Below are 25,511 nucleotides of genomic sequence, written 5' to 3' on the forward strand. Positions count from 1 at the left end.
GGAATAGAGGATGGAATCAAATGATCCCTTGATCAAAGGTCTAGCAAATGTAGTAATGTTCGCCGCCAATACAGTGGAATATGTCGAAAATAAACTTGTCAGTTGCCGACAACGAATATCTGGAAAGCAACCCTCAAAAGAAAGTGACTATGGTAATGGGCAAGAGTTTACAGATTTGACTGCGCAAAAATGATAGATAGAGAGAAAATAGAAGAAGTGGCTCACCTTTTACCTGGTGAGTCACTTTTTTGCTGTCAAGTTCTTCATCATCAGTTGGTACTTTTCTTGAGGGAAGGTATAATGAGTAAATGAAGCATAGCGGAGAGGGAAGAATGAAGTAACAGTAGAGAGGAGAAGCAGGTGATGAACCATTTATACAAACGAATCCAATACAAAATCCCTGAGCTAAACCGAGTAGAACGAACCGTCCTTAACTATTGTTTGAGGGCGCCTGAGAAAGTTTCGGAAATGACGGCCGATGAGTTAGCTTCTCAAACCTATACTAGTCAAGCAACGATCAGTCGAATGGCGAAAAAGCTTGGCTTTACGGGTTTTCAAGAATTTAAATTTTCATTGAAAAGTTATCAAAGCCTTGAAAGAAACGAGTCTGCTACCCAAGCCTCTCTTGGCTTATCCCCACTGATCAAGCAAATGATTGACCAGCTGACGACATCCTTATCAATGATTGAAGAAGCTGACTTTCAGCGTGCCGTGGAAATGCTGCAGCAAGCACAACGAATCGAATTTTTCGCATTAGGGCAAAGTGCGCCGGTCGCATTATCTGCAAGTCGAAAATTGCGCTTTTTAGGTAAAACAGTGGGTGCATCAACGGATTGGGATGAATTGACAACCATCGCGAACCAACTATCAAAAAATGATTTAGCTCTTTTTATTAGTCATAGTGGAGAAACGATCGGGATGCTAAATTATGCTACTCGCTTGAAACAAAGAGGCGTGCCGATTTTAGCCTGTATTGGTCAACCAAAAAGCACGTTAGAAAAGCTTGCCACCTTCTCTTTTCCTGTTGAAATGTCAGCGATTTATCATCATGAAGTCGATCTGAGCCCGCGGATCTCCTTAGCGGCGTTACTGGATATTTTAATTATTCAATACGCCAATCAAATCGAAGCAGGACTTGATCCTGAATGACCATTCCATTTTGTGAATGGTCATTCTTCTTTGGGGAACTGTATTGTAAGCCTTCTTGATATCGTTTACATTTTAAGAGATAAAAGTGTTAGGAGGAAATGATATGCAAAAAGGAAAGAAAGCAAGCTGGATGGAAATTTTTCAAGGACTTGGGAAAACATTTATGTTGCCAGTCGCTTTACTCGCATTCATGGGTTTATTTTTAGGGATTGGTAGTTCATTTTCATCGTCTTCAACGATCGACGTTTTCCCATTTTTAAGTGCCCCTTGGCTCCAAGTGGTTTTTCGTTTCATGTCAACGATCGGTGGGTTTGCCTTTAGTTATTTACCCGTCATGTTTGCGATGGCGATTCCTTTAGGTCTAGCAAGAAAAGAGAAGGGAGTTGCGGCATTCTCAGGCTTTGTGGGCTATGTCGTGATGCATTTATCCATCAATTTTTATTTACAAGAAACGAATCAATTAGCTGCTGCAGATCAACTACGAGAAGCAGGGCAAGAGATCGTTTTTGGCATTCAAACATTATCAATGGGTGTTCTAGGAGGTATTATCGCAGGATTGATCGTTTATAAATTGCATATGCGCTTCTACCATTTTCAATTGCCAGATAGTTTTGCATTCTTTTCAGGAGCACGTTTTGTTCCAATCATCACCTCGCTTACTTTAGCTGTGGTCGGGGTGATCATTCCGATGATTTGGCCGTTGTTTGCTATGATCATCACAGGAATCGGACATTTGATCCAACAAGCTGGTCCTTTCGGTCCGTTCTTATTTGGTTCAGGTGAGCGCTTGTTACTGCCATTTGGATTACACCATATTTTGGTTTCCATGATTCGCTTTACCGAAGCCGGGGGAAGTCAGCTGATCGATGGTCAGCAAGTCTTTGGGGCGTTGAATATTTTTTATGCGGAATTACAAAACGGCTTGAGCATCTCACCAAGTGCAACTGCGTTCTTGTCTCAAGGGAAGATGCCAACCTTTATGTTTGGCTTACCGGCAGCAGCATTAGCTATGTACCACACGGCAAAACCTGAGAATCGTTCAAAAATAAAAGGTTTGTTGATTTCAGGCGTCATTGCAACTTTTGTGACAGGAATTACTGAACCAATCGAATTTTTATTCTTATTCATCAGCCCTTTATTATGGATTTTTCATGTCATCATGACAGGTGCTGGATTTATGGTAATGAGTCTATTAGGTGTCACGATTGGAAATACCGATGGGGGCGTGCTTGATTTTCTTATCTTTGGCGTGATGCAAGGCGCATATACAAAATGGTGGCTCGTTCTGATTGTAGGAGCTTGCTGGTTTGCCCTTTATTACTTTGTTTTTAAAACAGTAATCCTTCGCAAGAACTTGAAGACACCTGGTAGAGAAGAGAACAGTGATCAAACGAATGAGTTGGAAGAGGAAATGACCTATTCTGGAAAGAGTGGCTATGATGCCCATGGTATTTTGGCAGCTTTAGGGGGAGCAAGCAATATTGATTCTTTAGACAATTGCATTACACGGCTACGCCTCGTTCTAAACGATGGTACATTGGTTGATGATGAACGGCTGAAAAAACTAGGTGCGCTTGGGGTCGTTCACTTAGATGATACTAACGTGCAAGTAATCATTGGAACGAAAGTAACAACAGTCAGAAATCAACTTGATGCGATTCTTTAGCAAAATTGTCAAGTAGTAGGAGTGAAGAAAATGTTTTTTGATGAACCAATCAATCGTAAAGGAACCCAGTGTACTCAATGGGATTATGTTGAAGACCGTTTTGGTGAAAAAAACTTGTTGCCATTTACGATTTCCGATACGGATTTCAAGGTGCCAGCTGCAGTTGAAGCGGCACTTATCAAGCGGATGCAGCACCCGGTTTTTGGGTATACACGTTGGAATCATAATGAATTCAAGCAAGCGGTCTGCAAATGGTATTCTGAACGTTTTAACAGCATGATCAAAAGCGATTGGCTGGTCTACAGTCCTTCCGTTATGTATAGCGTTAAACAGCTCGTCACCCTACTCAGTGAACCAGGAGATGGGATCATTATTCAGACGCCAGCGTATGATGCGTTTTATAAAATGATCAAAGAGAACAAAAGAAAAATCGTACCTAATACACTCATCTATGATGCTAAGTCGTATCGCATTGATTTCGAAGAGCTAACAAGATTGATGGCACAGCCTGAAAATAAAGTTCTTCTCCTCTGTAGTCCTCATAACCCAACTGGGAGAGTCTGGCAAAAGGATGAGTTGCAACGAATCATCGAATTGGCGAAAACCCATGATGTATTTATCATCTCTGATGAGATCCATATGGACATTGTAAGAAAAGGACAAAGGCATCAACCGATCATTGATTTGTTGCAAGAAAATGTAGCCCTTGTTACTTCGGGAAGTAAAACATTTAATTTCCCAGGGTTGATTTATTCTTATGGAATCATTCCTGATCCCAAGTTGCGTGAGCGCTTCTTAACTCAGTTAAAAGAAGCCGATGGGTTGAGCTCCACCAGTATTTTTGGCATGACCGCAACGATTGCTGCCTACGATAATGAAAGTAAGTGGGTGGATCAGCTCAATGACTATCTTGATGGTAACATTGCTTATGTGATCGCTTATTTACAGGAACATCACCCAGAACTCGTGGTCACGAAAAGCGAAGCCACGTATCTTATGTGGATTGATTGTACAGCACTGGGTTTAACGATGGCGGAATTGCAGCAACGAATGATTCGAAAGGGGAAAGTCGCGATTATGTCAGGAGAGATCTATGGGAAAGAGGGGAGAAATTTTTTGCGCCTAAACATTGGCTGTTCGCGAGAAAAACTCATTGATGGCTTGAAGCGATTCACATTGAGTTTGACATAAAAAAGAACCCACTGAGCGATCAGAAAGATCCTGTATTCTTTCTGATCGCCAGTGGTTTTTTAGTCTTTCGTCCTGTGGGGAGTCATTGCAGTAGTAACGGGGATTGGTTCAACGACATGGAAATAACCTTCTTTGTCTTGAATGATCAGCATATCTTGCTGACTCTTGCTCTTGATGATCTCACCTTTAACAATTTCGTTGGTGACAGTCCGATAAATACTTGCAGTCATGTTCATTCCTCCCAACGGTTTTTACCAATTGATCTTCAATAGGGGGACTAGTACAAATCAATTGCTTGATTTGTACCAGCAAGGAAAAAGAAAACGAATTGGTATCTTTAGTATAGGAGAGCAATGTTTAGATTGCTGCAATTCCATGTAAAGTTTTTGTTAATCCTTTTATTTTCAGCGATTGACTAATCGGCTAAAGAAAAACGCAAGGCCATTTTATTACTGCCAGACTCCACCATTTTTCCTAGTAACGTTGTTGCATTTTTTAAATACAGTTCGGCCATCTCAGCGTTGGCTTCTTCAAGCAGACGAGTAGGCTGCTTGTCAACGGAAGCTTTACGATCAGTTTCTTGTTGGATGCGGCGACAAGCCGCCATCGTTTCCATTTCAAAACGGTTGGCAAGATCACTATAGCGATCGTAGTCGCTGTCTCCAATCAACGCCAAAGTGCGTCCTAACCAATAGCTATTTGATGGATCGTAGGTCTTTGTCGTATCACAATAGCCAAGTGGGGTCTTAGTGATAGCTGCATAAAAGGGCACAACGCCATTGAAGGTATTGGGGCCAAAGGCAAGCCAATGAATGCCAGCGATTGCTGCGGGCACGTGGTTGCGGATCTGTAAAATATGGACTTGCTGGTTGCGATTGAGAGCAATCGATCGGAATTGTGTTTTTTGTGTCTCGCTCCCTGTACCGTAAGGGTCAAAAGGCGTATTTTGGAAGTGGGAGCTCAATGCCCATTTTACATCTTCCACGGATAGCTTTTGTTTTGAGTAGCATACAAACGGGAGCTCTTGATCGATCGGTTCAGCGGCTGTTCCGCTAAAGTGTTTTTGAATGTACCATGCCCGCGGGTTATTGTAACGGGTATCTTTTTCTGAGGAGCTGCCAAAAATATGGCGTAGATTAATGCCTTCAAAATCAGGATTTAATTGATAGTCTTCAATCAACTGTTCGAGATCCTGCGAACACAACGTCATTTCTGAGGCGAAATCGAAGTGATCAATGTTTAAGCGATTTGGTGCCACGACATAGGCATCATCTGGTATGCGAACAGCTGCCCAGTGATGTCCACCGATGGTTTCCATATACCAGATTTCCTCGGCATCAGAAAAAGCGATCCCGTTGGCTTCATAGGTCCCATAGGTTTCTAAGAGTTCCCCTAAGCGTAAAACACCTTCTTTAGCGGAATGGATGTAAGGCAGTACGATGCTGACGAAATCAGCTTCCCCGATACCATCTTCCACATATGGATCAATAGCCAAAACGCGTGAATTGGTTGTGATCGTTTCTGTTGCAGTCATGGCGATATTTTCTTCATTGATTCCTGAAGCTGCCCAAACTCCTTGCGATTCATCTGCTTCAGGGGTTGAAGTATAGCGTAATGATTTTGCTGGCAAACTGATTCGACAGTCGCTTAAAACGGCGTAAAATTCATTTCCTTGCTGTTCTGGAGTGATGACGACGAATTTTTGCGGTTCCGAACCGCTTCCAGAATCTTCATTGCGGGCAATCATGGTCGAGCCGTCAATCGATGCTTTTTTTCCTACTAGTAAAGTGGTACAGGACGCTTTTTTTCTATCCATCTTTCCAACACTCCTTCATTTCTTCTTACGAATGATTGAAGCTAGTATACCCATAGTCTCATGGTTTTACAATGCTTTCTATAGAGAGGAACAAAAAAATTTCGCCTTTTTTATTTATTTTTAGTAGAATAAGGTGTTGTAAAAAAAATCAAAGGAGCCATTATTATGAAGAAAACAGTTGTTTTTAGTTATATTTTTTTACTAAGTCTGGTTTTTGCCGGCTGTGCCAAACCATCGATGGATGCGGGAAACTCCTCCAGTGAATCTTCGTCAGTCCAACAAAACGCCGAAGAGCGCACTGCCCAAATCAGCTTCAATAATAAAAGTGAAGAGCAAGACCAGGAGATCGAAACCAAAACGGTCACTTTTAAAGAAGGGGTTTCTTTGATGACTATCATGAAAGAGAACTTTGACTTGGAAGAAAATCAAGGGATGATCACCAGCATTGACGGTTTAGCGCAAGATGAAAAAGCTGGCTATTATTGGACATATACGATCAATGATGAAATGATTACAACTGGGGCAGATGATACCTTTTTAGGAAACAACGATAAAGTGGTTTTCACCTATGAAAAATTCGAATAAACCACTTGCATTTGCTGGAAAAGAAATTGCTTATTTAGGGTTGCTTGTGGCAGCGGCCGTCGTCGGCAGGTCACTTTTTCAACCCTTACCCAATGTTCAACCAATGACGGTGATCTTTTTATTAGTAACCATCCATTTAGGTCTTAGTCGTGGATTGATCGTTTGTCTGCTCTCGATGCTGATTACCAATTTTTACATGGGAATGGGAATATGGACGATTGCTCAATTAGTTAGCTATGCAATCATTATTTTTGGGATGTATCTGTTGTCAAAAAGCAAGCTGTTTATGAAACGGTTGCTTTTACAAGTCAGCTACAGTGTATTTGCAGGGTTTGCTTATGGCTTTGTGATATCTTGGATCAGTGTCAAACTTTATGGGTTTCCTAGCTTTTGGGCTTATTATTTTCAAGGATTGAGCTTTGATGCCCTGCACGCAATAGGCAATGGCATTTTTTATCTGTTACTAGCACCGATCTTTCTGCGGCTTTTCCAACACTACTATCTAAAGAACAACAGCGAAGGGCACTAAGCGCTTCGCTTTTTTTGTTGAGTTAGCTAGTGTCGGGCAAAACGTCCATGACTAGAGGAAAAGTCTTTGACGATCAATCGAGGTGAAAGGGGCTATGTGAGGAAACAAGCAGGCATATTGTTGTGCAAAAGCGGTTTCTGCAGGTATCCTTAAGGTATCTAAGGAAGGATGTGGCTTTTGATGAAATGGATCGTGAAAAAAGATGATTTAGAAAGCTACCGTGCGAAGTTCCATGGAAAACTGGCTGGTTATGCCGAGGAAGCCAAACTGATTGCCCTGCCAACACCAAAGTATTTTATCGTGGTGGTTGACGAAGAAAAAATCCACTTGATTCAGTTAGATCTGCAATTTCATGAAAAAGGGATGCAGACAATTATGATCCATGAGATCACAAAATTACAACTAGGCGGTGTGGTAAATAAAAAAGTCCAGATTCAGACACCTTCGACCACTGTCAAACTAATGATCAAACCGTTGGCGATCGGTATCAAAGAGGAGCAAAAAGCCTTGATCGATCGGTTTACTAGAATGTCGCGATAAACATCGGAGGAACACGATTGAAGGAACACGCGGGAAAAATTAGCTGGATTTTTTCAAAAAAAAAGCAAGGGCAGTTGCCTGCACTTGCTTTTCGTGAGTCCTGTTATTCTGGCGTACCGACGATTTTAATAAACTCATCGATATTCTTGATTTTCATATGCTTGATCACTAACTGTTCCCGCTTGTTCCATTTTCCTTCGACTTCTAATTGGTATTTATTTAAAGGAAGGCGTAAGACATAACTGGCTAAGTAGCGATCCTTAATAATGCAATTCACGATTTTGTGGTCTTCTAAAAGTTGGATACCTGTCAGCATCATTGGCGTTTCTTGAAAAACACGGCTATTGACTAACAATCCAGTGTGGGTTTCGTTCATGGGATCTTCCTTTCTGATAAACCTGGGATAAATCATCTTTCTGTCTGTTATGTTACCTGATTTGCATCAGAAAGGCAATTCCTATAATAAATCCTCGTTATTATGTGCCAGGTAAAAAGAAAGGAGGCAAAAGGAATGGTTGGGTATAACCGTTTCTCAAAAGAGTTTCAAAAGGCTTCAAAAGAACTCCGTGAAGGGAAGAAGTCCAAAAATGCCAATAAAGGGCTGCGAACACGACAAAAAATCGCTGCTGAAAAAGAACAAAAAGCACAAAATGCTTTTTCGACTGGTTTTTTGATCGGTTCCTTCAGAGAAATGTTCCGCAAGAAATAAGCAAGTTCCGCTGCCAAAGCGGGACTTGCTTTTTGTTTAGAATAAATAGTTGAAGAAGACACCGTTGAGAAAGGAAAAGCTCAGATAAAATAGAAAAAGTGTCACGATGTCCAGGGGTAAGCCTTTTAGAATTGGCGGAATCGTGGCAATTTGATTTCGTGTATGAACCCCTGACAAAGCACAGGAAAAGAGAAAATACATGCCTACAGCAACAAGTAAATTGGTTAAATAATCGGTATAGGGAAATTGGGTCACGGTGGCGATCGTCAGCAAGATGACACTGACTAGGATCGTCTTTTTTAGATCATTCGTCAAGAAACGGTTTTTTGCTGGAACGATCAGTAAGCATAGACTGGCAGCAATCAAGGCGATGATGGCAGCACTTACTAAATTGGTGACCACTTTATTGCCATAGACAAAGCGATTTTGAAGTAAAAGATAAAAGCTTAAACCGCTCAACAAGTAAGCAACTGCAATGATCCCTGAGAGGAAAACCACCCGCGTCGTCACGTTCGGTTTTTTCTCTTTGACGGTCGGCGCCAAATTTTGGCAGGCGTAATTTGTGAGTAGAATGACTAGGAAGACCACTAGTCGATTGGCGATCATCATATGAGAACGCTCCTTTCTTGCGTTTTAGCTCATGATTTTAAGGTTGAACGGGGTCTTTTTTCCTTCCCCTAAAATGCGAAGGCGTAAGAAGCGATCGATGAGTGGAGTAAAACAATTCATGATCAAGATGGCATAGCTCATGCCTTCGTTTGTGAAACCAAAGAAACGGAAGAGGACAACGAGAAGCCCCACGCCTAAGGCAAAAAGATTTTCTCCTGCTTTTGTTCCTGGAGTCGAAGAATAATCAGTCGCCATATAGATCGCACCCAACATGGCACCACCGCTGATGATATGCCCGATCACCGTTTGCCAACTGCCAGTAAAAAGTCCTTCTGGACCAAGGATAAAAGCAAAGAGCCCGATCGTTGCAAAGATAATCAATGGGATACGAGGGGAGATGATTTTCTTGTAAACCAGAAAAATTCCACCCAGCAGTAAAAGTAAGGCACTGGTTTCACCGATTCGTCCCCCAGTAAATCCTAAAAAAGCATCCAACAGATCAGAACCGCTTAAGGTGTCCCCGGCCTTCATGACAGCTAACGGCGTAGCACCAGAAACGACATCGTTCGCCGTAGCTTGCGAAACCACATCAGGAGCGATGCTGCCAAAAGGTGGATCTGGCCAACTGATCAAAAACATCTGGTTATAAAACAAGCCAATCAACAAGGCGCGACCGCCAAGGGCTGGATTTAAAAAGTTATAGCCGATACCGCCAAAAAATTCTTTGACGATGATCACGGCAAACGCCACCCCGATCACTGGGAAATACCAAGGTGCGGTCGGTGGAAGATTCATCGTTAAAAGCAATGCCGTCACAACGATGCTTAGATCGAAACGAAATGGCCGTTTGATGAGGTAGGACCAAATTCCGTCGGCGGCAAACGCCGTGGCTAGCGCAATGAAAAACAACCCATATACCTTGAGCCCGAAAAGGTAGCCAGAGAATAAAACTGCTGGTAGTAAGGCTAGTACTACACAGCCCATGATTTTGACTGTTTCGTCATTGCTGCGAATATGTGGGCTTGGTGGTGTTTCTTGGTTTTTTCGTTGCTGAAAGAGGCGCTCGCTATCGGAATCCTTGTAGTAATCAGGCACTTTCCTTCGCCTCCTTCTGCAGCTGTGCAACCTTGCCTTTTGCGGCAGTGATGTTGGCAGCTAAGGAACGTTTGGCTGGACAGACAAAGGTGCAAGCACCACAATTGATACACGCTTCTGCCAGCAATTCTTCACATTTTTGATAATCGCCTGCTCGATAGAATTGATCGATCTCCATCGGCATCAGGCGCATCGGACAAGCTTCGACACATTTATTGCAGCGAATGCAGGGGTTTTCGGCATATAGCCAATCGGTTTCTTCATTAAAAACAACGATCCCGTTGCTGCCTTTGGTGACCGGAACCTTTAATGTTTTGACGGATTTCCCCATCATGGGGCCGCCAAGAATCAGCTTGCTGGGCGCACCTTGAAAGCCGCCAGCAAAATCGATCAACTCTCCTGCGAGTGTTCCTAAAGGATTTTTGACGATGAGTGGATGTTGAACATCACCAGTCACGGTTGTATAGCGTTCAATCAGCGGTTTGTCATAACAGACCGCTTCAGCGATGGCAAAGCTGGTGGCAACATTGATCAATACGATCCCAATATCGGCAGTCAAGCCGCCTAAAGGTACCTCCTGATCGGTCAATAACTCTACTAACTGCTTTTCACCACCGGTTGGATAAACAGTTGGGACAGTAACGACTTCTATCGTGTCATCCTCTGCACTTGCGGCTTGCATCGCTGAAATGGCTAGCGGTTTATCATCCTCGATGCCAATGATGATTTTTGGATCAGCTAACAATTTTTGGGCAATTTTTGCCCCTTGGATGATTTTTTGGGCTTCTTTTTGCATTAAGAAGGCATCACTGCGCAAAAAGGGCTCACATTCAGATCCGTTTAAGATCAAGGTATGGATTTTTTTATTTTCATCAATACTGAATTTGACATGGGTGGGAAACGTTGCACCGCCTTTGCCGGCGATACCGCCTTGACGGATTTTTTTGAGGATCGTTTCGTTAGCAGCAGATTGCCAGTTGAATGGGGTGGACAAAAAATCATTATCGAAGGCATAATCGTTTTCAATGATGATGGTTTTTCCTTCTTCATTGTTTTGATTTGGCCAATCGACAATATCGACGATTTTGCCCGAAACAGATGCATGGACTTTCGCAGATACAAAGGCTTCTGCTTCAGCGATCACTTGCCCTTGCTTGACGTACTCACCAACGGAAACCGTCGGTTCGACAGGGGCACCAATATGTTGTGCCAAAGGGATAAAGACCATCGTGGGTGAAAAGGTAAGGATTTCATCTTGTTCGATCATTAATTTTTCTTTTAACATTTGTAACGGGGGACTTAGTGAAATTCCACCAGTAAATGTTCTCATAGCCAACACTCCTTTTTTCTCCTAACTTTATTCTAGCATGCCATCCGCATTCTCAAAACCATAAACGCTTACATTTCACAAGAAAAACTTATTTCGGTTGACATATGATTGTTTGTTCATATATAATCAGGGTATAAACATGATTGATCGTTCATATGTTCGATGGAATAGAGGAGGTTTTGATGATGGCTGAACATACTTGTCAACACGAGCACACAAAAACGAAGGGACATACGCATACCCATGATCATGGGACGTTTCCTCGTAAAGTTTACTTCGCGGGGGTAATCTTCTTTATAGTGGCGCTGTTTATTTCGAATCAATGGGTAAAAGACGGGGTTTATTTTGCTGCAGTTTTATTAGCGGGCTACCACATTTCGTGGGAAGGGATCGAGGATACCGTAAAAAGCACAAGAATCAATCGGCGCTTTACGCCAAATGTACATCTATTGATGTTATTAGCAGCGATAGGGTCAATGATCATAGGCAATTTTAATGAGGCAGCCTTACTGATTTTGATTTTTGCTGGTGCTCACTTTTTAGAAGAATACGCGGAAGGGCAAAGCCGACGAGAAATCACCAATCTTCTCAAATTGAATCCAACGGAAGCACGTTTGATGGGCCCAGATGGGAAAGCCAAAAAAATTGCTGCTTCAGAGATAAAAAAAGGGGATATTTTACAAGTTTTGCCTGGTGATCAGTTAGCAACAGATGGGGTGATTCTTTCTGGCACGAGTGCCATCAACGAAGCTTCCATCAATGGCGAGAGTATACCGCGAGAAAAAACAGCGGGAGACGAAGTTTATGGCAGTACCATCAATGGCAATGGAACATTTTTGATGGAAGTCACAAAAGACAGCTCGGAAACGGTCTTTGCCAAAATTCTTTCAGTCGTTGAAGCGGCACAGTCGAATCAGTCACCAACAGAAACACGAATCAAAAAAATCGAACCAATCTATGTAACCATTGTTTTCATTGCAGTCCCTTTGTTCATCTTAACAGCACCGTTTCTACTTGGTTGGGATTGGTATACCAGTTTTTATCGCGGGATCGTGATGATGATTGCAGCGTCTCCTTGTGCGTTAGCGGCAAGTGCGGTACCTGCTAGTTTATCTGCGATTTCAAATCTAGCGAAAAAAGGGATTCTTTTTAAAGGCAGTAACTACTTAACGAATTTTGCTCAGATCAAAGCGGTGGCATTTGACAAAACGGGCACGTTGACCGTCGGAAAACCAACGGTCACGGATGTCATTTTCGCTGAAGCCATCGATCAAGCAGAGGCCGCTTCCATCATCGTTTCGCTGGAAAAACAAGCCAATCATCCATTAGCAGATGCGATCGTTACTTATTTTGAGAAGAACAATAAAGGGCAGCAAAACGAACAGCTGACGGTTACGAATGAGATTGGTTCCGGTTTAGTAGCCGTCTCAGGAACAAAAACCTATCGATTAGGAAAAAGAACCGAAAACTCCCAGTTAACAGGTTCGTTGGAGCAACAGTACCGTCACCTGGAGGCGCAAGGAAAAACGATGGTCGTTTTTTCCATTAATGAAGAGGTTGTTGCAATCATCGCTTTGATGGATGAGCCGAACGAACAGGCAGCTTCTGTGATTCGTTATTTAAAAAATGAAGGGATCCATACCGTTATGATCACCGGAGATAGTGCGTCTGCTGGGGAAGCCATCGGAAAGCGGCTAAACGTTGATCAAGTGGCGGCTAATGTGTTGCCTGAGAACAAAGCGGAAGCGGTTCGAGCACTCCAAGAAGCCTACGGACAAACCGCCATGGTGGGGGATGGCATCAATGATGCGCCCGCACTTGTTCAGGCAGACATCGGTTTTGCGATGGGGGAAGGGTCAGATGTTGCTATCGAAGTGGGGGACGCCGTGATCATGAAAAATGATCTTTCACGCTTCGCGTATGCCTATCGCTTAGCGAAGAAAATGGATCGAATCATTTGGCAAAATATTTTCTTCTCCATGTTTATCGTCGCATTACTAGTCGGGTTGAATCTATTTGGAAAAATGAATATTGGACTGGGGGTATTTGCCCATGAAGGAAGTACGTTGATTGTATTGTTTAACGGGTTGCGCCTTTTGCGCAAACTGCCAGATGCATAAAAAAAAGCGGCTATCGAAGGATAGCTGCTTTTTTAATGACTGAATTGTGTCGAAGTTGGAAAATCAAAGGCATCGATTTTTTGCAATCGATTTTCGATCCTTCTTAAAATCCCTTCAGAGGAATCCAACGGTTTGATTGCATGATAAGCAGTCAGTAACAAGTCTTTTTCTTTAGCGGGACGGTTTTCGATGCGGTAGATATTTGCTAGTCGTTCCACGTATTCATAATGACTATAGTCTGTTTTGTTGATCAAGAAATGCAAGAGATCTTTTGCTTTTGCGTAGTCTTCTTGAAGATAAAAACTGATTGCTTCACGATACAATTTGATATCAAGTTCTTCGATCTGGTCAGGGGTTGCTTTAAGCGCACGCCACTCATTGATCGAGATTTTTCGTACGACTTTGCCAGTTGCATCGGTCAAAAAAATTACCGGTACATCGTTTGGATGTTTTGCTTCTTGCTTGATTTTCTTCATGTCGCACCTCCCGCGTGTCAATGGACTGACTGTTTGATATCTCCTATTTTAAAAGGAATAGCGGGAAAAGTCTACATGTAGATGTTAGATTCGTAGGAAATTTTAAAACATTCTCATTTATTAGGCTCTTTTTCGTTGAAAATGGCTGACCGCATCGGAGGCACCCATGAAAATCAAGATCCCGCCAAAAATTTGAAAGAATAACAACCAAGTGGCGAAGGGATTCAATACTAGGATGATCCCTGCAGCAATGATCAATAGACTGATGATCAAGCTAGTGATATAAGGTAAACCAATGCGTTTTTGGTTAAAGCTTGCCATCAATCGGGTGCAACCGCTGATGGTGATCATGATTCCTAAGAAAAATGGCACGATGGCAAGTAATCCTTTGGCAAAAACTAAAATCGCAGCTGCCGCAATCAACAGTAAGATACCAGAGACGGATTGCACATTGCGATAGCCCTTTTGTTTTTCTTTGTAGCTCGTATACAAGCTAATGATCCCTAAACATGCAATATACCCGGCAACAAGATAAACGATCGTGTTGAAGACAGATCGTGGTGCAATCAAGATGATGAAGCCAAAGACGATATATACGACGGCACGAAGTAAATCATAGCGTTGTAATTTATCAAAAAATGCATTCATGATAATTCCTCCTTTTTTTCCTATTGTACCGAATTCTTGTTAAAATAGATATCAAAAAACCTACGAAATAGGCTAAGCCTTTTGTATCAGATGGTTTTTTGGTAGAATAAGGAAAAGAAAACAGAACGGAGAGTATTATGAGTGGGTTAACGCTAGTGATGTGTGCCTTTACGATCGTTTTATACCTTTATTTATTCGTGGTAAGGAAAGACATTCAATTTCTTGCTGTGGAGCGCAAACTAAGCAAGGTCGCCATTACGATTTTTTCAGTAATGATTATCCTATCTATGGTGATGATGGAAGAGGCACTTGATAATCGGGTGCGAGGGATCGTTTCGGGTTTGGTCTTTTTGAGCTTTGTTTTAGATAGCCGCGGCCTAGCACTTGATCGAATCATTGTCCATCCAATGAGTATCAAAGGGGTACTCTACCAAGAGATCGATCGAGTCGTTTTATTTCAAGAAAAGGAAGGGCAGCCCATCAAGATGAACTATTTTCGAAGAGGGATGAGAGGCCCATTAATGAAATTCAAGCAGCCATTAGCAGAATTGGTTGTTTTCTTGTCAGAACACTTGAATGAAGGGACACCGATCGATATTTTAGTCGATCATGATCAAGGAACAAAGGACTAAAAGACCCTCGATTACTGCCAGTTTAAGGCGTAATCAAGGGTCTTTTTTTAGGTCGAAAATTGATTAATGGAACACGCGGAAGCGCTCATCGTCACTTAGAAATTCTTTTTCGTTCGGTTCGCTTTCTTTTGAACCAAAGACTAGTTGCGCCCGCAGTTGCCAATTTTCAGGAATTGACCATTCAGCTGCAACAGCGTCATCGATGACAGGGTTGTAATGCTGTAAGTTGGCACCTAATCCAGCTTCTTCTAAAGCGGTCCAAGCGTTCGCTTGAGCGATCCCATTCGATTGTTCTGCCCAAACGGGAAAGTTCTCTGCATATAGAGCAAATTGCTCTTGCAAATTTTTCACGGTATCCGTGTGAATAAAGAATAGAACGGTTCCGTAACCCGCTTTAAAACCAGCAAGCTTTTGTTTTGTCGCTTCAAACGCTTCGGGTGGTGTCAATGGTTCTAACGCAGCCTCTGTTAATGTCCACAATTTTTCGTGGGCTTCGCCAAATAAAATCACGGCTCTTGGTGATTGTGCGTTAAACGCAGTTGGACTATTTTTCACTGCTTCTTTCACAATGTCTTCGATTTCAGTGTCGGAAAGAGCCACATTTTTACCTAGCCCATAGATTGTGCGGCGCTGTTTGATCGTATCAAGAAATTTTGTCATCGTATTCCCACCTTTTCTATTGTCATAGAGTGAAGTATACATTCTTACTTAATGTTAGTAAAAGAAAATGCTTGGCACGTCAAAAAGTCAGGCAAACGCACCTGACTTTTTCTTATTGGGCATCGATAGCAATGAATTTAACGGTCACGTATTCTTCAGGGCCATATTTGCCGTTTTCACGACCAAAACCGGAATGCTTGACGCCACCGAAGGGAGCCGCCGGATTTGAGATCGCAATGTCATTGACCCCAACCATCCCATATTGGAGGTTTTGGGCTACATCCGAGATCGTTTGCAAATTCGTTGAAAAGAAGTAGGAAGCTAGTCCAAATTCCGTATCATTTGCCGCAGCGATGACTGCTTGTCGATCCGTAAATGAGATCAATGGGATCACGGGTCCAAAGGTTTCTTCATAGTAGATAGCCATCTCAGAAGTAATCCCATCGATGACCGTTGGTGCGAAGAAGTTGCCTTTTTCGTATTCACCTTCAGTAAGCTTCTTACCACCGAGTAAAACTTTAGCTCCTTTATTTACTGCATCTTCCAACTGCTCGATGACTTTTTCAACGCCTGCTTGGTTGATCAAAGGACCAACAGTAGGGTTTTCCAGACCATTGCCGACCGTTACGGATTCCATTTTCGCTAGTAATGTTTTGGTAAAGGCGTCTTTGACGGACTCTTCGACAAAAATTCGATTGGGGGATGTACAGACCTGACCGTTGTTACGGAATTTTGCTGCAATTAATTTTTCAGCAGCTAAATCTAAATCAGCATCAGCAAAAACAAGAAACGGGGCATGACCACCTAACTCCAATGAAACTTTTTTCAGAGTTGGTGCAGCTTGTTCGTATAATTTCATCCCAACTTTCGTGGAGCCAGTAAAGGTGATTTTTTTGACTTGTTCATTTTCGGTCAATTCTTTCCCAATTTCAGAAGAATCTCCTAAGACGATATTGACGACCCCGTCAGGAAGGCCCGCTTGTTGAAAAAGTTCACCTAAAGCCAATGCTGATAGGGGTGTTTCTTTAGATGGTTTCATAACAAGGGTACAGCCAACGGCCATAGCAGGCGCAATTTTTCTTGCAATCATGTTAGAAGGAAAGTTCCAAGGCGTGATCGCGCCAACAACTCCGATCGCTTCTTTGCGTACCAGCCAATGATTGTGTTCAGGGGCTGGAATCACTTCGCCATAGACCCGTTGCGCTTCAGCTGCATTCCAACGGAAATTGTCAACATTGGATTGGATTTCCGCCTCCGCTTCTTTTAATGGTTTTCCTTGTTCCATACTCATGATTTTTGCTAAACGATCGCTTTCTTCTTCCATCAAATCAGCAATGGCGTTCATCAAATCGGCACGTTCTCGAGGGGAGCGTTTTGACCATTCGGGAAAAGCAATCGCTGCGGCATCGATTGCTTGCTTGGTTTCCTCGATCCCTCCTTGACTGACTTTTACGAGTTCTTCATTAGTGGCAGGATTGGTAACCGAAACCGACTCTTTTGTTCCTTCAAGCCATTTTCCGTTAATCAATAACTTTGTTGGTACTTGTGGTAACTGTTGGTTCATCTTGGCACTTCCTTTCAATAATGGGTTCTTATTAAACCCTAGCACGGATCAGAAAGGATGACAATTCATATGCAAGTCTCTTGATTCTCCAAATTTTTGTAAAGAACCAAAGGGGAAATGTCCTGCTCCTATCATTTTATGGTAGAATAGAAAAATAAGAATGTTTGTTCGATTCTTGGAAAATATAGTAAAATATTCAAGGAGTGAGGGACGCGTGCAACAAGTAAAAGAGCTTTTAAAAACAGTAGGATTTGTCGTGATCTTCACTTTATTCCTCTTGTTATTAAGACAGTATGTCTTTACTCCTGTGATCGTAAAAGGAGATTCGATGGACCCCACATTACATGATGGTGAGCGGGTAATTGCTTTGAAAAATACCGAGATCGAACGTTTCGATATCATAACGTTTGAAGCACCGGATGAAGCAGGCAAAAATTATATCAAACGCGTGATCGGTTTGCCTGGCGACCAGGTTTCCTATCAAAACGATACCCTTTATATCAATGGACAAGCATATGATGAACCCTACTTGGATGAATTCAAAGCAGCTGTCACAGATGGCTTTCCATTGACCAGTGATTTTGATATGGGGTTATTTGGTGTTGAAGTCATTCCTGAAGGTCAAATTTTAGTGTTAGGGGATAACCGCCGAATTTCCAAAGATAGTCGTCAATTAGGTCTGATCGATGAAGCAACGATTTTGGGTGATGTAAAATTTGTATTCTGGCCAATTGCCGATTTTGGTATGCTAGGCAAAGAGTGAAATTCTGCGACCGTTTTTTTGTTTTTAAGGAGATTCTTTTAAAAACAAAGACGCATTTGAAAAAACGTGCCGCTGATTTTTAGTGTTTTTTTAAAAGACGATGGAGAGAAGGAGTCCTTTCATGAGTTTACGATTTATCCTTGGCGATGGCCGTTGTCGTCATGATCAAGCAGTGATAGAAAATGCAAAAAGCTGGTTAGAAAAAGACCATCAAGAAGTATTTTTTCTGGTACCTAACTACAACAAATTTGAACGAGAACGCGAGATCCTTCAATTACTGAGAGAGGATCGCGTAGAAGATTTTGCTTCTATTCGCGCGCAAGTGTATAGTTTTCACCGTTTGGCTTGGTTTTATCTGCAGCAAACCGGCTTGCTTTCTCAAAATGCCATCACTGAAAATGGTGCCTCCATGATCATGCGTAAGCTGCTTTTGGAACTAGAAGAAGAACTCGTCTTATACCGTGGTGAGATCAACAAAGCGGGTTTTATCCAGCAATTGTTGGCGTTCTATCTAGAAATGCATACAAGTCGATTGGGGATCGAAGATTTATTGGCAGGTGGTGCTGCACCAAGCGCAACCCAAGACGAGGAGAAAAAATACAGTGAATTAGCGAAAATATTTCAACGATTTGAACAAGAACTTCTGGAGCGTGCATTACAAGTCGAACAACCGATCACCTTGTTGACACGCTTTCTTGAAGGTTCCTTGCTGGATGATTCTCCAGTGGAGCAAGCAATGCCTAACGCGGTGTCAATGAACAAAGCACCAGATCTTTCCCATGCCTTATTTATTATCAGTGGGTTTTCCGCTTTTTCAACACAGGAACAGCAGCTGATTCAAGTGTTGATGAAAAAAAGTCATGTCATTATTGATCTTTTTCTGGATCGTGGGTATCCACAAGAGCTGCCTTCACCGTTAAATTTGTTTTATGAAGCAGGGCGAACCTATTATCAATTGATCAGTTTTGCCCGAGAAAATCAAGTGCCGATTTATTTGGATCAGAAACTTTCGGTCAACCAAGAGGTAGACAAGGAAGCGAAGGGATCGATGCAACAGGCGTATAATGAAATTGAAACATTTTGGCGGCAGACTCAGTCACAAGTCAACTATCAGCAACAGTCCTCTGTGAAGGACTTTCTGGCAATTTGGAAAGTTGGGAATCCAGAAGAAGAGATCCGTCAGATTGCAGCGTCGATCCGTGGGATGATGAGCGATAAGAAACGGTACCCAGCATTACGATACCGAGAGATCCAATTATTGATCGCCGAACCAGAAGTCTATCATCAATATATCCCTAAAATTTTTACTGAGTTTGAGATTCCTTTTTATATCGATGAAGAGCAGATGATGGCGCAACATCCATTGGTTGAGTTTTTGAATGCTTTTTTTGCTTGTCAATCCTATGGCTTTCGCTTAAATGATATTTTACGGTTGCTTAGAACGGAACTTTACTTACCGGCAGCCTATCGCTCCGAAGCAGATTGGCTCGTTGGGCGTGACCAGTTTCGTAAGTTGGTGGATATTACCGAGAACAAAGCGTTGGCTCATGATTTCCAAGGAGCGAGTTGGACGAGAAACGAAGATTGGGAACTGATCGAGTATTTACAATCGGAAGAAGAGCAGACGGATAAAGTGGATCTGACAGCGTATACCAACCAGTTGCGCAGGGCCTTTAAACAAGATGTTGCTGATACTCTAGACTGGCTGACGGCTGCTAGAACGAACCGCGATGCGGTCGAACTGCTGTATCGCTTTTTACTGAATGCCGGTGTTGAAGAACAACTGCGGCATTGGCGAGATCAAGCGATCCAGCAAGGGAAGTTGGATCAAGCCCGTAATCATGAACAAGCATGGCAAGCCTTGATGGATTTGCTGGATGAATATGCTGCGATCTATGGGGAAGAGTCCTTTGATTTTGCGCTCTTTGAGGATGTCTTATTGACTGGCTTAGAAAATGTCACATTCGGGAAGATCCCAACAGCGATCGACCAAGTCAACATCAATCGCCTTGATCTGGCACGTCCAAAGCAAGCAAAGATCACATTTGCACCGGGATTGAATGAAACGGCGTTGCCAAGAAAAATAGAGAACAAAACGTTGTTGACGAATGAAGAACGTCAGCATTTCAATCAGTTGTTCAATGGTGAAAAATACCTTAGAGATACAGTGGTGGAAGGCAGTGTCAAGGAGCCATTTGCCTTTTATTCTGTCTTGCTTTCAGCAACGGAACACTTATCACTGTCCTATGCCGTTAATTTTGATACCCAGCAAAACATCAAAATGTCGCCTTATTTAGATCGCGTGGTCAAACGTTTGGATGTCCCACTGCAAGAGCGAGGGATTTTGACGCTAGTCAGCGATCCAAGAAACTATGTCGGCAGTTACCGTGGCCTGATCTATCAAATCAATAACCTCAGTCAGCAAGCGCAAAAAAACAAAGAGAATTTGCCTAGGGTTTGGGAGCAGCTGAAACAAGCGCTGCTGTGTTCGGAATGGACAGATTTAGCTGCCCAAGTATTTGAAAGCCAAACTCATCAAAATATTCCGATTCCTTTGTCTCAAGCACAAGCTGCGGCACTATATGGACCATCGATCTACAGTTCCATTTCTCAGATGGAGACGTTCTATCAGTGTGAATACAAGTATTTCGTCAGCTACGGATTACGGTTAAAAGAACGGGAAGTTTATGGCTTAAATCCAGCAATGACCGGTGAGTTTTTCCATGATGCGTTGGACCGCTTTGTCAAAGTCCTGATTGCTGAAAATATTTCCTTGACCCAGTTAACTGCTGACCAACGCGTGCAATTTGTGGAAGTCGTTTTGCAGGAAATTTTTGGCGAAAGCCGTTATCGCTTACTGACGAGTTCTGCTCGGATGAATTTTATTCGGTATCAATTAGGCAAGACGATTCAGCGAGTAGCGTGGGCATTAGCGAAACAAGGACAAAAAATGCATTTTAGTCCTGAAAAGACGGAGGTGCTATTCGGTCAGATCGCTGGCTCAAATGGGATCAATGGGATCGAATTGCCATTAAGTTCTGGCGGGAAACTGCATGTGCGGGGGAAGATCGATCGTGTCGATACGGCGAAAACGGAAGAAGAACAATGGCTTTCTGTTGTTGACTATAAATCTAGCAGCCGAGATTTTGACCTTTCTGAAGCATACTACGGACTTGCGATGCAGTTGATCACCTATCTCGATGTCGCATTGACGGATGCTGTCCAACTGGTTGGTTCGCCAAATGTGCGACCAGCGGGGGCTTATTATCTGCATGTGCATAATCCGCTTTTGGACGGACAAGAAGCCAGTGAAGAAGAACGTTTAAAACGTTTCAAGTATGACGGGTTGTTTATTGACGAACCGGCTGTTTTCCCGTTGCTAGATGAGGATGTTGAAGCCAGCAAAAATTCACCGATATTTCCTGTTCGAAAAGACAAAAACGGCAATTATCAAAAAACAACGCAGGCGAAAAACAAGTTTTATACAGAAGAAGAGCTTGAACTGTTAAGAAAACACAATCGTAAAAACATGCAGCAAAGCGGTGAGAAGCTGTTGAGCGGTGAAATCGCCTTAAACCCGTCTTATAAAATAAAAGACAAAAAACGGGCGTGTGAATTTTGTCCGTTTCGCAGCATCTGTGACTTTGATGTATTGTTGAAAGAAAATGAGTACCACCGTTTAGAAAACTTATCTAAAGATGAGATTATCCATCGCTTAAGGGAGGAAGAAGATGAGTAAGATCCCTTTAAAACCGCAAAATGAAACCTTTACGGATACCCAATGGCAAGCCATTTTTGATAAAGGGGATAATATCCTCGTTTCCGCTTCAGCGGGTTCAGGCAAAACCACCGTTTTGGTTCGGCGAGTGATCGAAAAGCTAAAAGCAGGAACGACGATCGATTCTTTACTGATCGTAACCTTTACCGAAGCAGCTGCTCGAGAAATGAAAGAACGGATTCAAGTGGCATTGCAACAGGCCATCAATCAAGAAAGTGACGAGCAAAAGCGCCAGCACTTCGTTCGTCAGCTGCAGCTGTTGCCGACAGCTAACATTTCTACCTTGCATGCGTTTTGTTTAACTGTGATTCGGCGTTTTTATTATTTGATCGATTTAGATCCCAATTTCCGCATGATGACCGATGAAACCGAAATTTTATTGATGAAAGAAGAAATCTGGACACAGCTGAGAGATCAACAATATGAAGCCAATGATGAAGCCTTCTTTCGTTTGACGGAAAATTTTTCAAGTGATCGTTCTGATGAAGGCGTCGGGGATCTGATCCTGTCTCTTTATGACTTTGCCCGAGCCAATCCAGATCCAGTCAACTGGCTAGCTCATCTAAGTGATCACTATATCGGCAAAGAAACCTTTGCTGAAAATATCCTGTACCAATCGCAAATCAAACCGACTTTGCAAGAAAATTTGAAGACAGCGGCGCATTTGCTGCAGGCGGCGCAAGACTATGCCCGTTCTGATGAAGCGATGGAAAAAGCGGCACAGTTGATCGATACCGAATTGGGCATGGTGGAAACCTTAAAGGCTCTGCTGGATGCAGACGATGTCGATGGCTTCTATGAGCAGATCCAAACATTGCGTTTTGGTCGTTACCCAGCTTTTCGCAAACCAGAACAAAAGGAATTGTCCCAAGAAATCAAGCCCTTACGCGATGATGCGAAAAAATTGGTCGAGCAATTGAAAGCCACCTTCCCGTATCCACCAGCTGAAATGATGGAGCTGCTTCATCGATCAGCACCTGTCGTTGAAAAAATGGCAGCGATGACCGAAGCATTTATGAAAGCATTTCAAGAAAGAAAGCTTTCAAAAGGCCGTTTAGACTTTAATGATTTGGAACATTTCACCTTGCAGATTTTACAAGGAGATGGCAGTGGAAGTGAGGCGTCGACCTATTATCGTGATCGCTTTGAAGAAGTTTTAGTCGATGAATACCAAGACGTCAATCGGCTGCAAGAGGCAATTTTATATTGGGTCAGACAAGTCGATCATAACCCTGGCAATATGTTTATGGTGGGGGATGTGAAGCAGTCGATCTATTCGTTTCGACTAGCAGATCCGACGCTATTTATCGAAAAATACTTGGCATTTGAAACAGAGAATGGTGGGCGAAGAATCGTCTTAGCAGAAAATTTCCGTTCTCGTTCCGATGTATTGGATTTTACGAATCTAGTTTTTCAACAACTGATGGATGAAAGGGTTGGACAAATCCCTTACGATGAGGCGGCAGCCTTGATTACCGGTTTTCCTGATTTTCCAGAAAGCGAGGCCTTTGCCACAGAGCTCTTGTTATATGAAAAAGAGCATGAATCCGAAGAACAATTGATCGATGACAAAACAGAAGGTGAAATGCAGATCACTGCCTTGAAGATTCGAGAGTTGATTGAATCAAACTTCATGATCTATGACAAAAAAGCCAAAACAAATCGACCAATCACTTACAATGACATCGTCTTATTGACCCCCACACGTAAAAACAATCTTGTCATTTTAGATGTCTTTAAGCAGTTTGGGATTCCGATGGCGGTCAATGATGCTCAAAACTATTTTCAGGCAACGGAGATCCAAACCGTCGTTTCTTTGCTGCAGATCATTGATAACCCGTACCAAGATATCCCACTTGTGGCCGTTTTGCGTTCGCCAATCGTCGGCCTAACAGAAGATCAATTGGCTGAGATCCGTTTAGCGAATCGTTCCAGCGACTACTACGATGCAGTATTGGATTACCATGGGCAACAAGAAGCGTCACCCTTGTGGCAAACGGTGGATGGATTTTTAACAAAACTGGAACAATGGCGAGAGGAAGCACGACGATTACCAATCCCAACCTTGCTTTGGCAAATCTATGAAGATACTGCCTATTTGGATTATGTCGTGGGACTGCCTGCAGGTCAGCAGCGCTATGCCAATTTAGCGGCATTGGTCCACAGAGCGGAGAAATACGAAAAGAGCAGTTTCCGTGGGTTGTACCAATTCATTCGCTTCATCGAAAAGATGCAAGAAAAAAACAAGGACTTGGCAGAGCCATTAGCTACACCAGTAGAAGATGCAGTTCGTGTGATGACCGTCCATGCAAGTAAAGGTTTGGAATTTCCTGTAGTCTTCTTATTGGATACAACAAAATTCTTTAATTACCAAGATTTTCAAAAACGCTATATCTTTGAAGAACAGCTGGGGGCTGGGATCCAATATGTGGAACCCGCAGAAAACCTTAAATTTGAAACACTACCGTTTCAAGCCATCAAGCAAGTTCGTTTGAAAAAAGCCTTGTCAGAAGAGATGCGAAAATTATATGTAGCATTGACACGAGCAGAGCAGAAGCTTTTCTTAGTAGGCTCCTATAAAAATCAAGCGGATGCCTTCAAGACATGGCAATCTGGCTTGACACAATCCGAGATGGTTCTTGATCCAGCGTTGCGCTTAGTGGCACGGGGGAGCTTGATGGATTGGGTCGGACGGACCCTGATGCGCCATCCAGATATGGAAGCAGTATTCTCCGAAGCGTCAGAGCGCAAGCGAACGATCGATCATCCTGCTCATTTTCGTCTGTCATGGTGGAATCAAGAAACGATCACGCAAGAAGTCCAAGAGACGCTTGCGCCAGTCGAGGAGCCTAAACGATTGATTGCGCCAGATAGCAATATCGATGATCTTTTGAAACGCCTAGCCTATCGCTATCCTTATCAAAAAGCGACCCAAACGACTAGTTATCAATCTGTTTCAGAATTGAAAAGACTCTATAACGATCCTGATGATCAACAGACCACTTTGTTGGAATGGCGGTCGGTTTCCGAGAAGACGAATCCTCAGCAATATCGCTACGTACAAGATGAATTGGCGAAACCCAAATTTCTGCAAGAAACGAAGCCTCTCGCCAGCAGTATCGGAACCGCAACACATACGGTTTTGCAAATGATCCCCTTAGGAATGAAGCCAACACAAGATACTTTGGCGCTCCTGATTGCTGAACTCGTGAAAAAGCAATTTTTTTCTGAAGAAATCGCCAAAAAAATTGACCGATCGAGTATTTTGTGGTTTTATCAAACTGAACTAGGTGAACTGCTGAACCAATTCTCTGATGTGGTGAAGCGGGAGCAGCCGTTTTCGATGCTAAAAGAGGCCGATACGATCTTTGAAGGGTTTGACGAACCAGATGCGCCGCTTTTGATCCATGGTATTATTGACGGCTATATTGAATTGGCGGATGAAATCATTTTGTATGACTTTAAAACGGATGATGTGTTCGGCAGTCAGGCTCAGATTGAACAGAAAATGCGCGAACGATATTATGGTCAATTAAAACTCTATTGCCAAGCATTGGAGAAAGCATTGAACAAACCAGTGAAACAGACCTATTTAGTGCTGTTAAAACCTAAAATGATCGTGGCATTCTAGCTGATCGATCCTAGTTTCTT

23 protein-coding genes are annotated in these 25,511 nt (G+C 42.7%); 13 read left to right on the top strand and 10 right to left on the bottom strand.

What is annotated here, in order from left to right:
- The first annotated feature begins 10 nt into the window (after nucleotides 1-10).
- From P0G38_RS08130 to P0G38_RS08145, 4 genes are all read left to right on the top strand, one after another.
- Complete coding sequence (locus tag P0G38_RS08130) at nucleotides 11-193, top strand: hypothetical protein (protein ID WP_221693109.1); 183 nt, start codon at nucleotides 11-13, stop codon at nucleotides 191-193.
- Nucleotides 194-363: 170 nt separating this feature from the next.
- The gene (locus P0G38_RS08135; RefSeq protein WP_151195286.1) at nucleotides 364-1,149 is read left to right on the top strand and encodes a MurR/RpiR family transcriptional regulator; all 786 of its coding nucleotides are present in this window, start codon (nucleotides 364-366) and stop codon (nucleotides 1,147-1,149) included.
- 103 nt (nucleotides 1,150-1,252) lie between these two features.
- Nucleotides 1,253-2,815 (top strand): maltose/glucose-specific PTS transporter subunit IIBC, encoded by a 1,563-nt coding sequence (gene malX / locus P0G38_RS08140; protein ID WP_275855026.1) that lies wholly within the window; start codon nucleotides 1,253-1,255, stop codon nucleotides 2,813-2,815.
- A 30-nt stretch (nucleotides 2,816-2,845) separates the two neighbouring features.
- Nucleotides 2,846-4,006 (top strand): MalY/PatB family protein, encoded by a 1,161-nt coding sequence (locus P0G38_RS08145; RefSeq protein WP_142964963.1) that lies wholly within the window; start codon nucleotides 2,846-2,848, stop codon nucleotides 4,004-4,006.
- A 59-nt stretch (nucleotides 4,007-4,065) separates the two neighbouring features.
- Here the strand turns inward: P0G38_RS08145 and P0G38_RS08150 are convergent, their stop codons facing one another.
- Both P0G38_RS08150 and P0G38_RS08155 read right to left on the bottom strand, forming a co-directional pair.
- A complete protein-coding gene (locus P0G38_RS08150) occupies nucleotides 4,066-4,236 on the bottom strand; it encodes an aldo/keto reductase (RefSeq protein WP_275855029.1) in 171 nt (56 codons plus the stop codon).
- 185 nt (nucleotides 4,237-4,421) lie between these two features.
- Entirely contained in the window at nucleotides 4,422-5,822 is a 1,401-nt protein-coding gene (locus P0G38_RS08155) for a C69 family dipeptidase (RefSeq protein WP_275855031.1), read from the bottom strand.
- 165 nt (nucleotides 5,823-5,987) lie between these two features.
- On the opposite strand from P0G38_RS08155, the gene P0G38_RS08160 reads away from it, so the two are divergent.
- The 3 genes from P0G38_RS08160 to P0G38_RS08170 all read left to right on the top strand — a co-directional run bounded on the left by P0G38_RS08160 (nucleotide 5,988) and on the right by P0G38_RS08170 (nucleotide 7,476).
- Nucleotides 5,988-6,407 carry a DUF4430 domain-containing protein gene (locus P0G38_RS08160; RefSeq protein WP_005226209.1) on the top strand — a complete coding sequence of 140 codons (420 nt, stop codon included), beginning with the start codon at nucleotides 5,988-5,990 and terminating at the stop codon, nucleotides 6,405-6,407.
- Nucleotides 6,391-6,936: an ECF transporter S component gene (locus tag P0G38_RS08165; protein ID WP_275855033.1), complete on the top strand. Its 546-nt coding sequence runs from the start codon at nucleotides 6,391-6,393 to the stop codon at nucleotides 6,934-6,936. The genes P0G38_RS08160 and P0G38_RS08165 overlap by 17 nt, the downstream gene beginning before the upstream one ends.
- A 168-nt stretch (nucleotides 6,937-7,104) precedes the next feature.
- Nucleotides 7,105-7,476, top strand: coding sequence for a hypothetical protein (locus P0G38_RS08170; RefSeq protein WP_194192741.1), 372 nt, complete (start codon nucleotides 7,105-7,107; stop codon nucleotides 7,474-7,476).
- A gap of 103 nt (nucleotides 7,477-7,579) precedes the next feature.
- Here the strand turns inward: P0G38_RS08170 and P0G38_RS08175 are convergent, their stop codons facing one another.
- The gene (locus tag P0G38_RS08175; protein ID WP_005226206.1) at nucleotides 7,580-7,852 is read right to left on the bottom strand and encodes a hypothetical protein; all 273 of its coding nucleotides are present in this window, start codon (nucleotides 7,850-7,852) and stop codon (nucleotides 7,580-7,582) included.
- 135 nt (nucleotides 7,853-7,987) lie between these two features.
- Here P0G38_RS08175 and P0G38_RS08180 point away from each other — a divergent pair, with 135 nt between their 5' ends.
- On the top strand, nucleotides 7,988-8,185 hold the full coding sequence (locus tag P0G38_RS08180) for a hypothetical protein (protein ID WP_185939950.1): 198 nt from the start codon (nucleotides 7,988-7,990) through the stop codon (nucleotides 8,183-8,185).
- 36 nt (nucleotides 8,186-8,221) lie between these two features.
- Here the strand turns inward: P0G38_RS08180 and P0G38_RS08185 are convergent, their stop codons facing one another.
- From P0G38_RS08185 to rsxC, 3 genes are read right to left on the bottom strand one after another with little or no spacing between them, the layout of a single operon-like run.
- Entirely contained in the window at nucleotides 8,222-8,794 is a 573-nt protein-coding gene (locus P0G38_RS08185; RefSeq protein ID WP_275855040.1) for a hypothetical protein, read from the bottom strand.
- 24 nt (nucleotides 8,795-8,818) lie between these two features.
- Nucleotides 8,819-9,889, bottom strand: coding sequence for an RnfABCDGE type electron transport complex subunit D (locus tag P0G38_RS08190; RefSeq protein WP_015509781.1), 1,071 nt, complete (start codon nucleotides 9,887-9,889; stop codon nucleotides 8,819-8,821).
- Nucleotides 9,882-11,219, bottom strand: a complete 1,338-nt coding sequence (gene rsxC, locus P0G38_RS08195; protein WP_275855042.1) for an electron transport complex subunit RsxC — start codon at nucleotides 11,217-11,219, stop codon at nucleotides 9,882-9,884. The genes P0G38_RS08190 and rsxC overlap by 8 nt, the downstream gene beginning before the upstream one ends.
- Nucleotides 11,220-11,404: 185 nt before the next feature.
- Between rsxC and P0G38_RS08200 the strand changes: the two genes are divergently transcribed.
- A complete protein-coding gene (locus P0G38_RS08200) occupies nucleotides 11,405-13,339 on the top strand; it encodes a heavy metal translocating P-type ATPase (RefSeq protein WP_420842484.1) in 1,935 nt (644 codons plus the stop codon).
- 32 nt (nucleotides 13,340-13,371) lie between these two features.
- On the opposite strand, the gene P0G38_RS08205 is transcribed toward P0G38_RS08200, so the two are convergent.
- On the bottom strand, nucleotides 13,372-13,815 hold the full coding sequence (locus P0G38_RS08205; protein WP_005226200.1) for a hypothetical protein: 444 nt from the start codon (nucleotides 13,813-13,815) through the stop codon (nucleotides 13,372-13,374).
- Between the two features lie 120 nt (nucleotides 13,816-13,935).
- A complete protein-coding gene (locus P0G38_RS08210; RefSeq protein WP_275855047.1) occupies nucleotides 13,936-14,463 on the bottom strand; it encodes an HdeD family acid-resistance protein in 528 nt (175 codons plus the stop codon).
- 137 nt (nucleotides 14,464-14,600) lie between these two features.
- Here P0G38_RS08210 and P0G38_RS08215 point away from each other — a divergent pair, with 137 nt between their 5' ends.
- Nucleotides 14,601-15,095: a hypothetical protein gene (locus P0G38_RS08215; protein WP_005226198.1), complete on the top strand. Its 495-nt coding sequence runs from the start codon at nucleotides 14,601-14,603 to the stop codon at nucleotides 15,093-15,095.
- Between the two features lie 63 nt (nucleotides 15,096-15,158).
- Here the strand turns inward: P0G38_RS08215 and P0G38_RS08220 are convergent, their stop codons facing one another.
- Nucleotides 15,159-15,755: a nitroreductase family protein gene (locus P0G38_RS08220; RefSeq protein WP_275855048.1), complete on the bottom strand. Its 597-nt coding sequence runs from the start codon at nucleotides 15,753-15,755 to the stop codon at nucleotides 15,159-15,161.
- A gap of 112 nt (nucleotides 15,756-15,867) precedes the next feature.
- Nucleotides 15,868-17,319, bottom strand: a complete 1,452-nt coding sequence (locus P0G38_RS08225; protein WP_142968473.1) for an NAD-dependent succinate-semialdehyde dehydrogenase — start codon at nucleotides 17,317-17,319, stop codon at nucleotides 15,868-15,870.
- A gap of 214 nt (nucleotides 17,320-17,533) precedes the next feature.
- On the opposite strand from P0G38_RS08225, the gene lepB reads away from it, so the two are divergent.
- From lepB to addA, 3 genes are all read left to right on the top strand, one after another.
- Complete coding sequence (gene lepB / locus P0G38_RS08230) at nucleotides 17,534-18,082, top strand: signal peptidase I (protein WP_005226195.1); 549 nt, start codon at nucleotides 17,534-17,536, stop codon at nucleotides 18,080-18,082.
- Nucleotides 18,083-18,203: 121 nt separating this feature from the next.
- Nucleotides 18,204-21,821, top strand: coding sequence for a PD-(D/E)XK nuclease family protein (locus tag P0G38_RS08235; RefSeq protein ID WP_275855053.1), 3,618 nt, complete (start codon nucleotides 18,204-18,206; stop codon nucleotides 21,819-21,821).
- Nucleotides 21,814-25,491, top strand: coding sequence for a helicase-exonuclease AddAB subunit AddA (addA, locus tag P0G38_RS08240; protein WP_142974286.1), 3,678 nt, complete (start codon nucleotides 21,814-21,816; stop codon nucleotides 25,489-25,491). The genes P0G38_RS08235 and addA overlap by 8 nt, the downstream gene beginning before the upstream one ends.
- The last annotated feature ends 20 nt before the right edge of the window (nucleotides 25,492-25,511 follow it).

It is taken from the genome of Enterococcus casseliflavus (assembly GCF_029215545.1).
GTDB lineage: Bacteria > Bacillota > Bacilli > Lactobacillales > Enterococcaceae > Enterococcus_D > Enterococcus_D casseliflavus.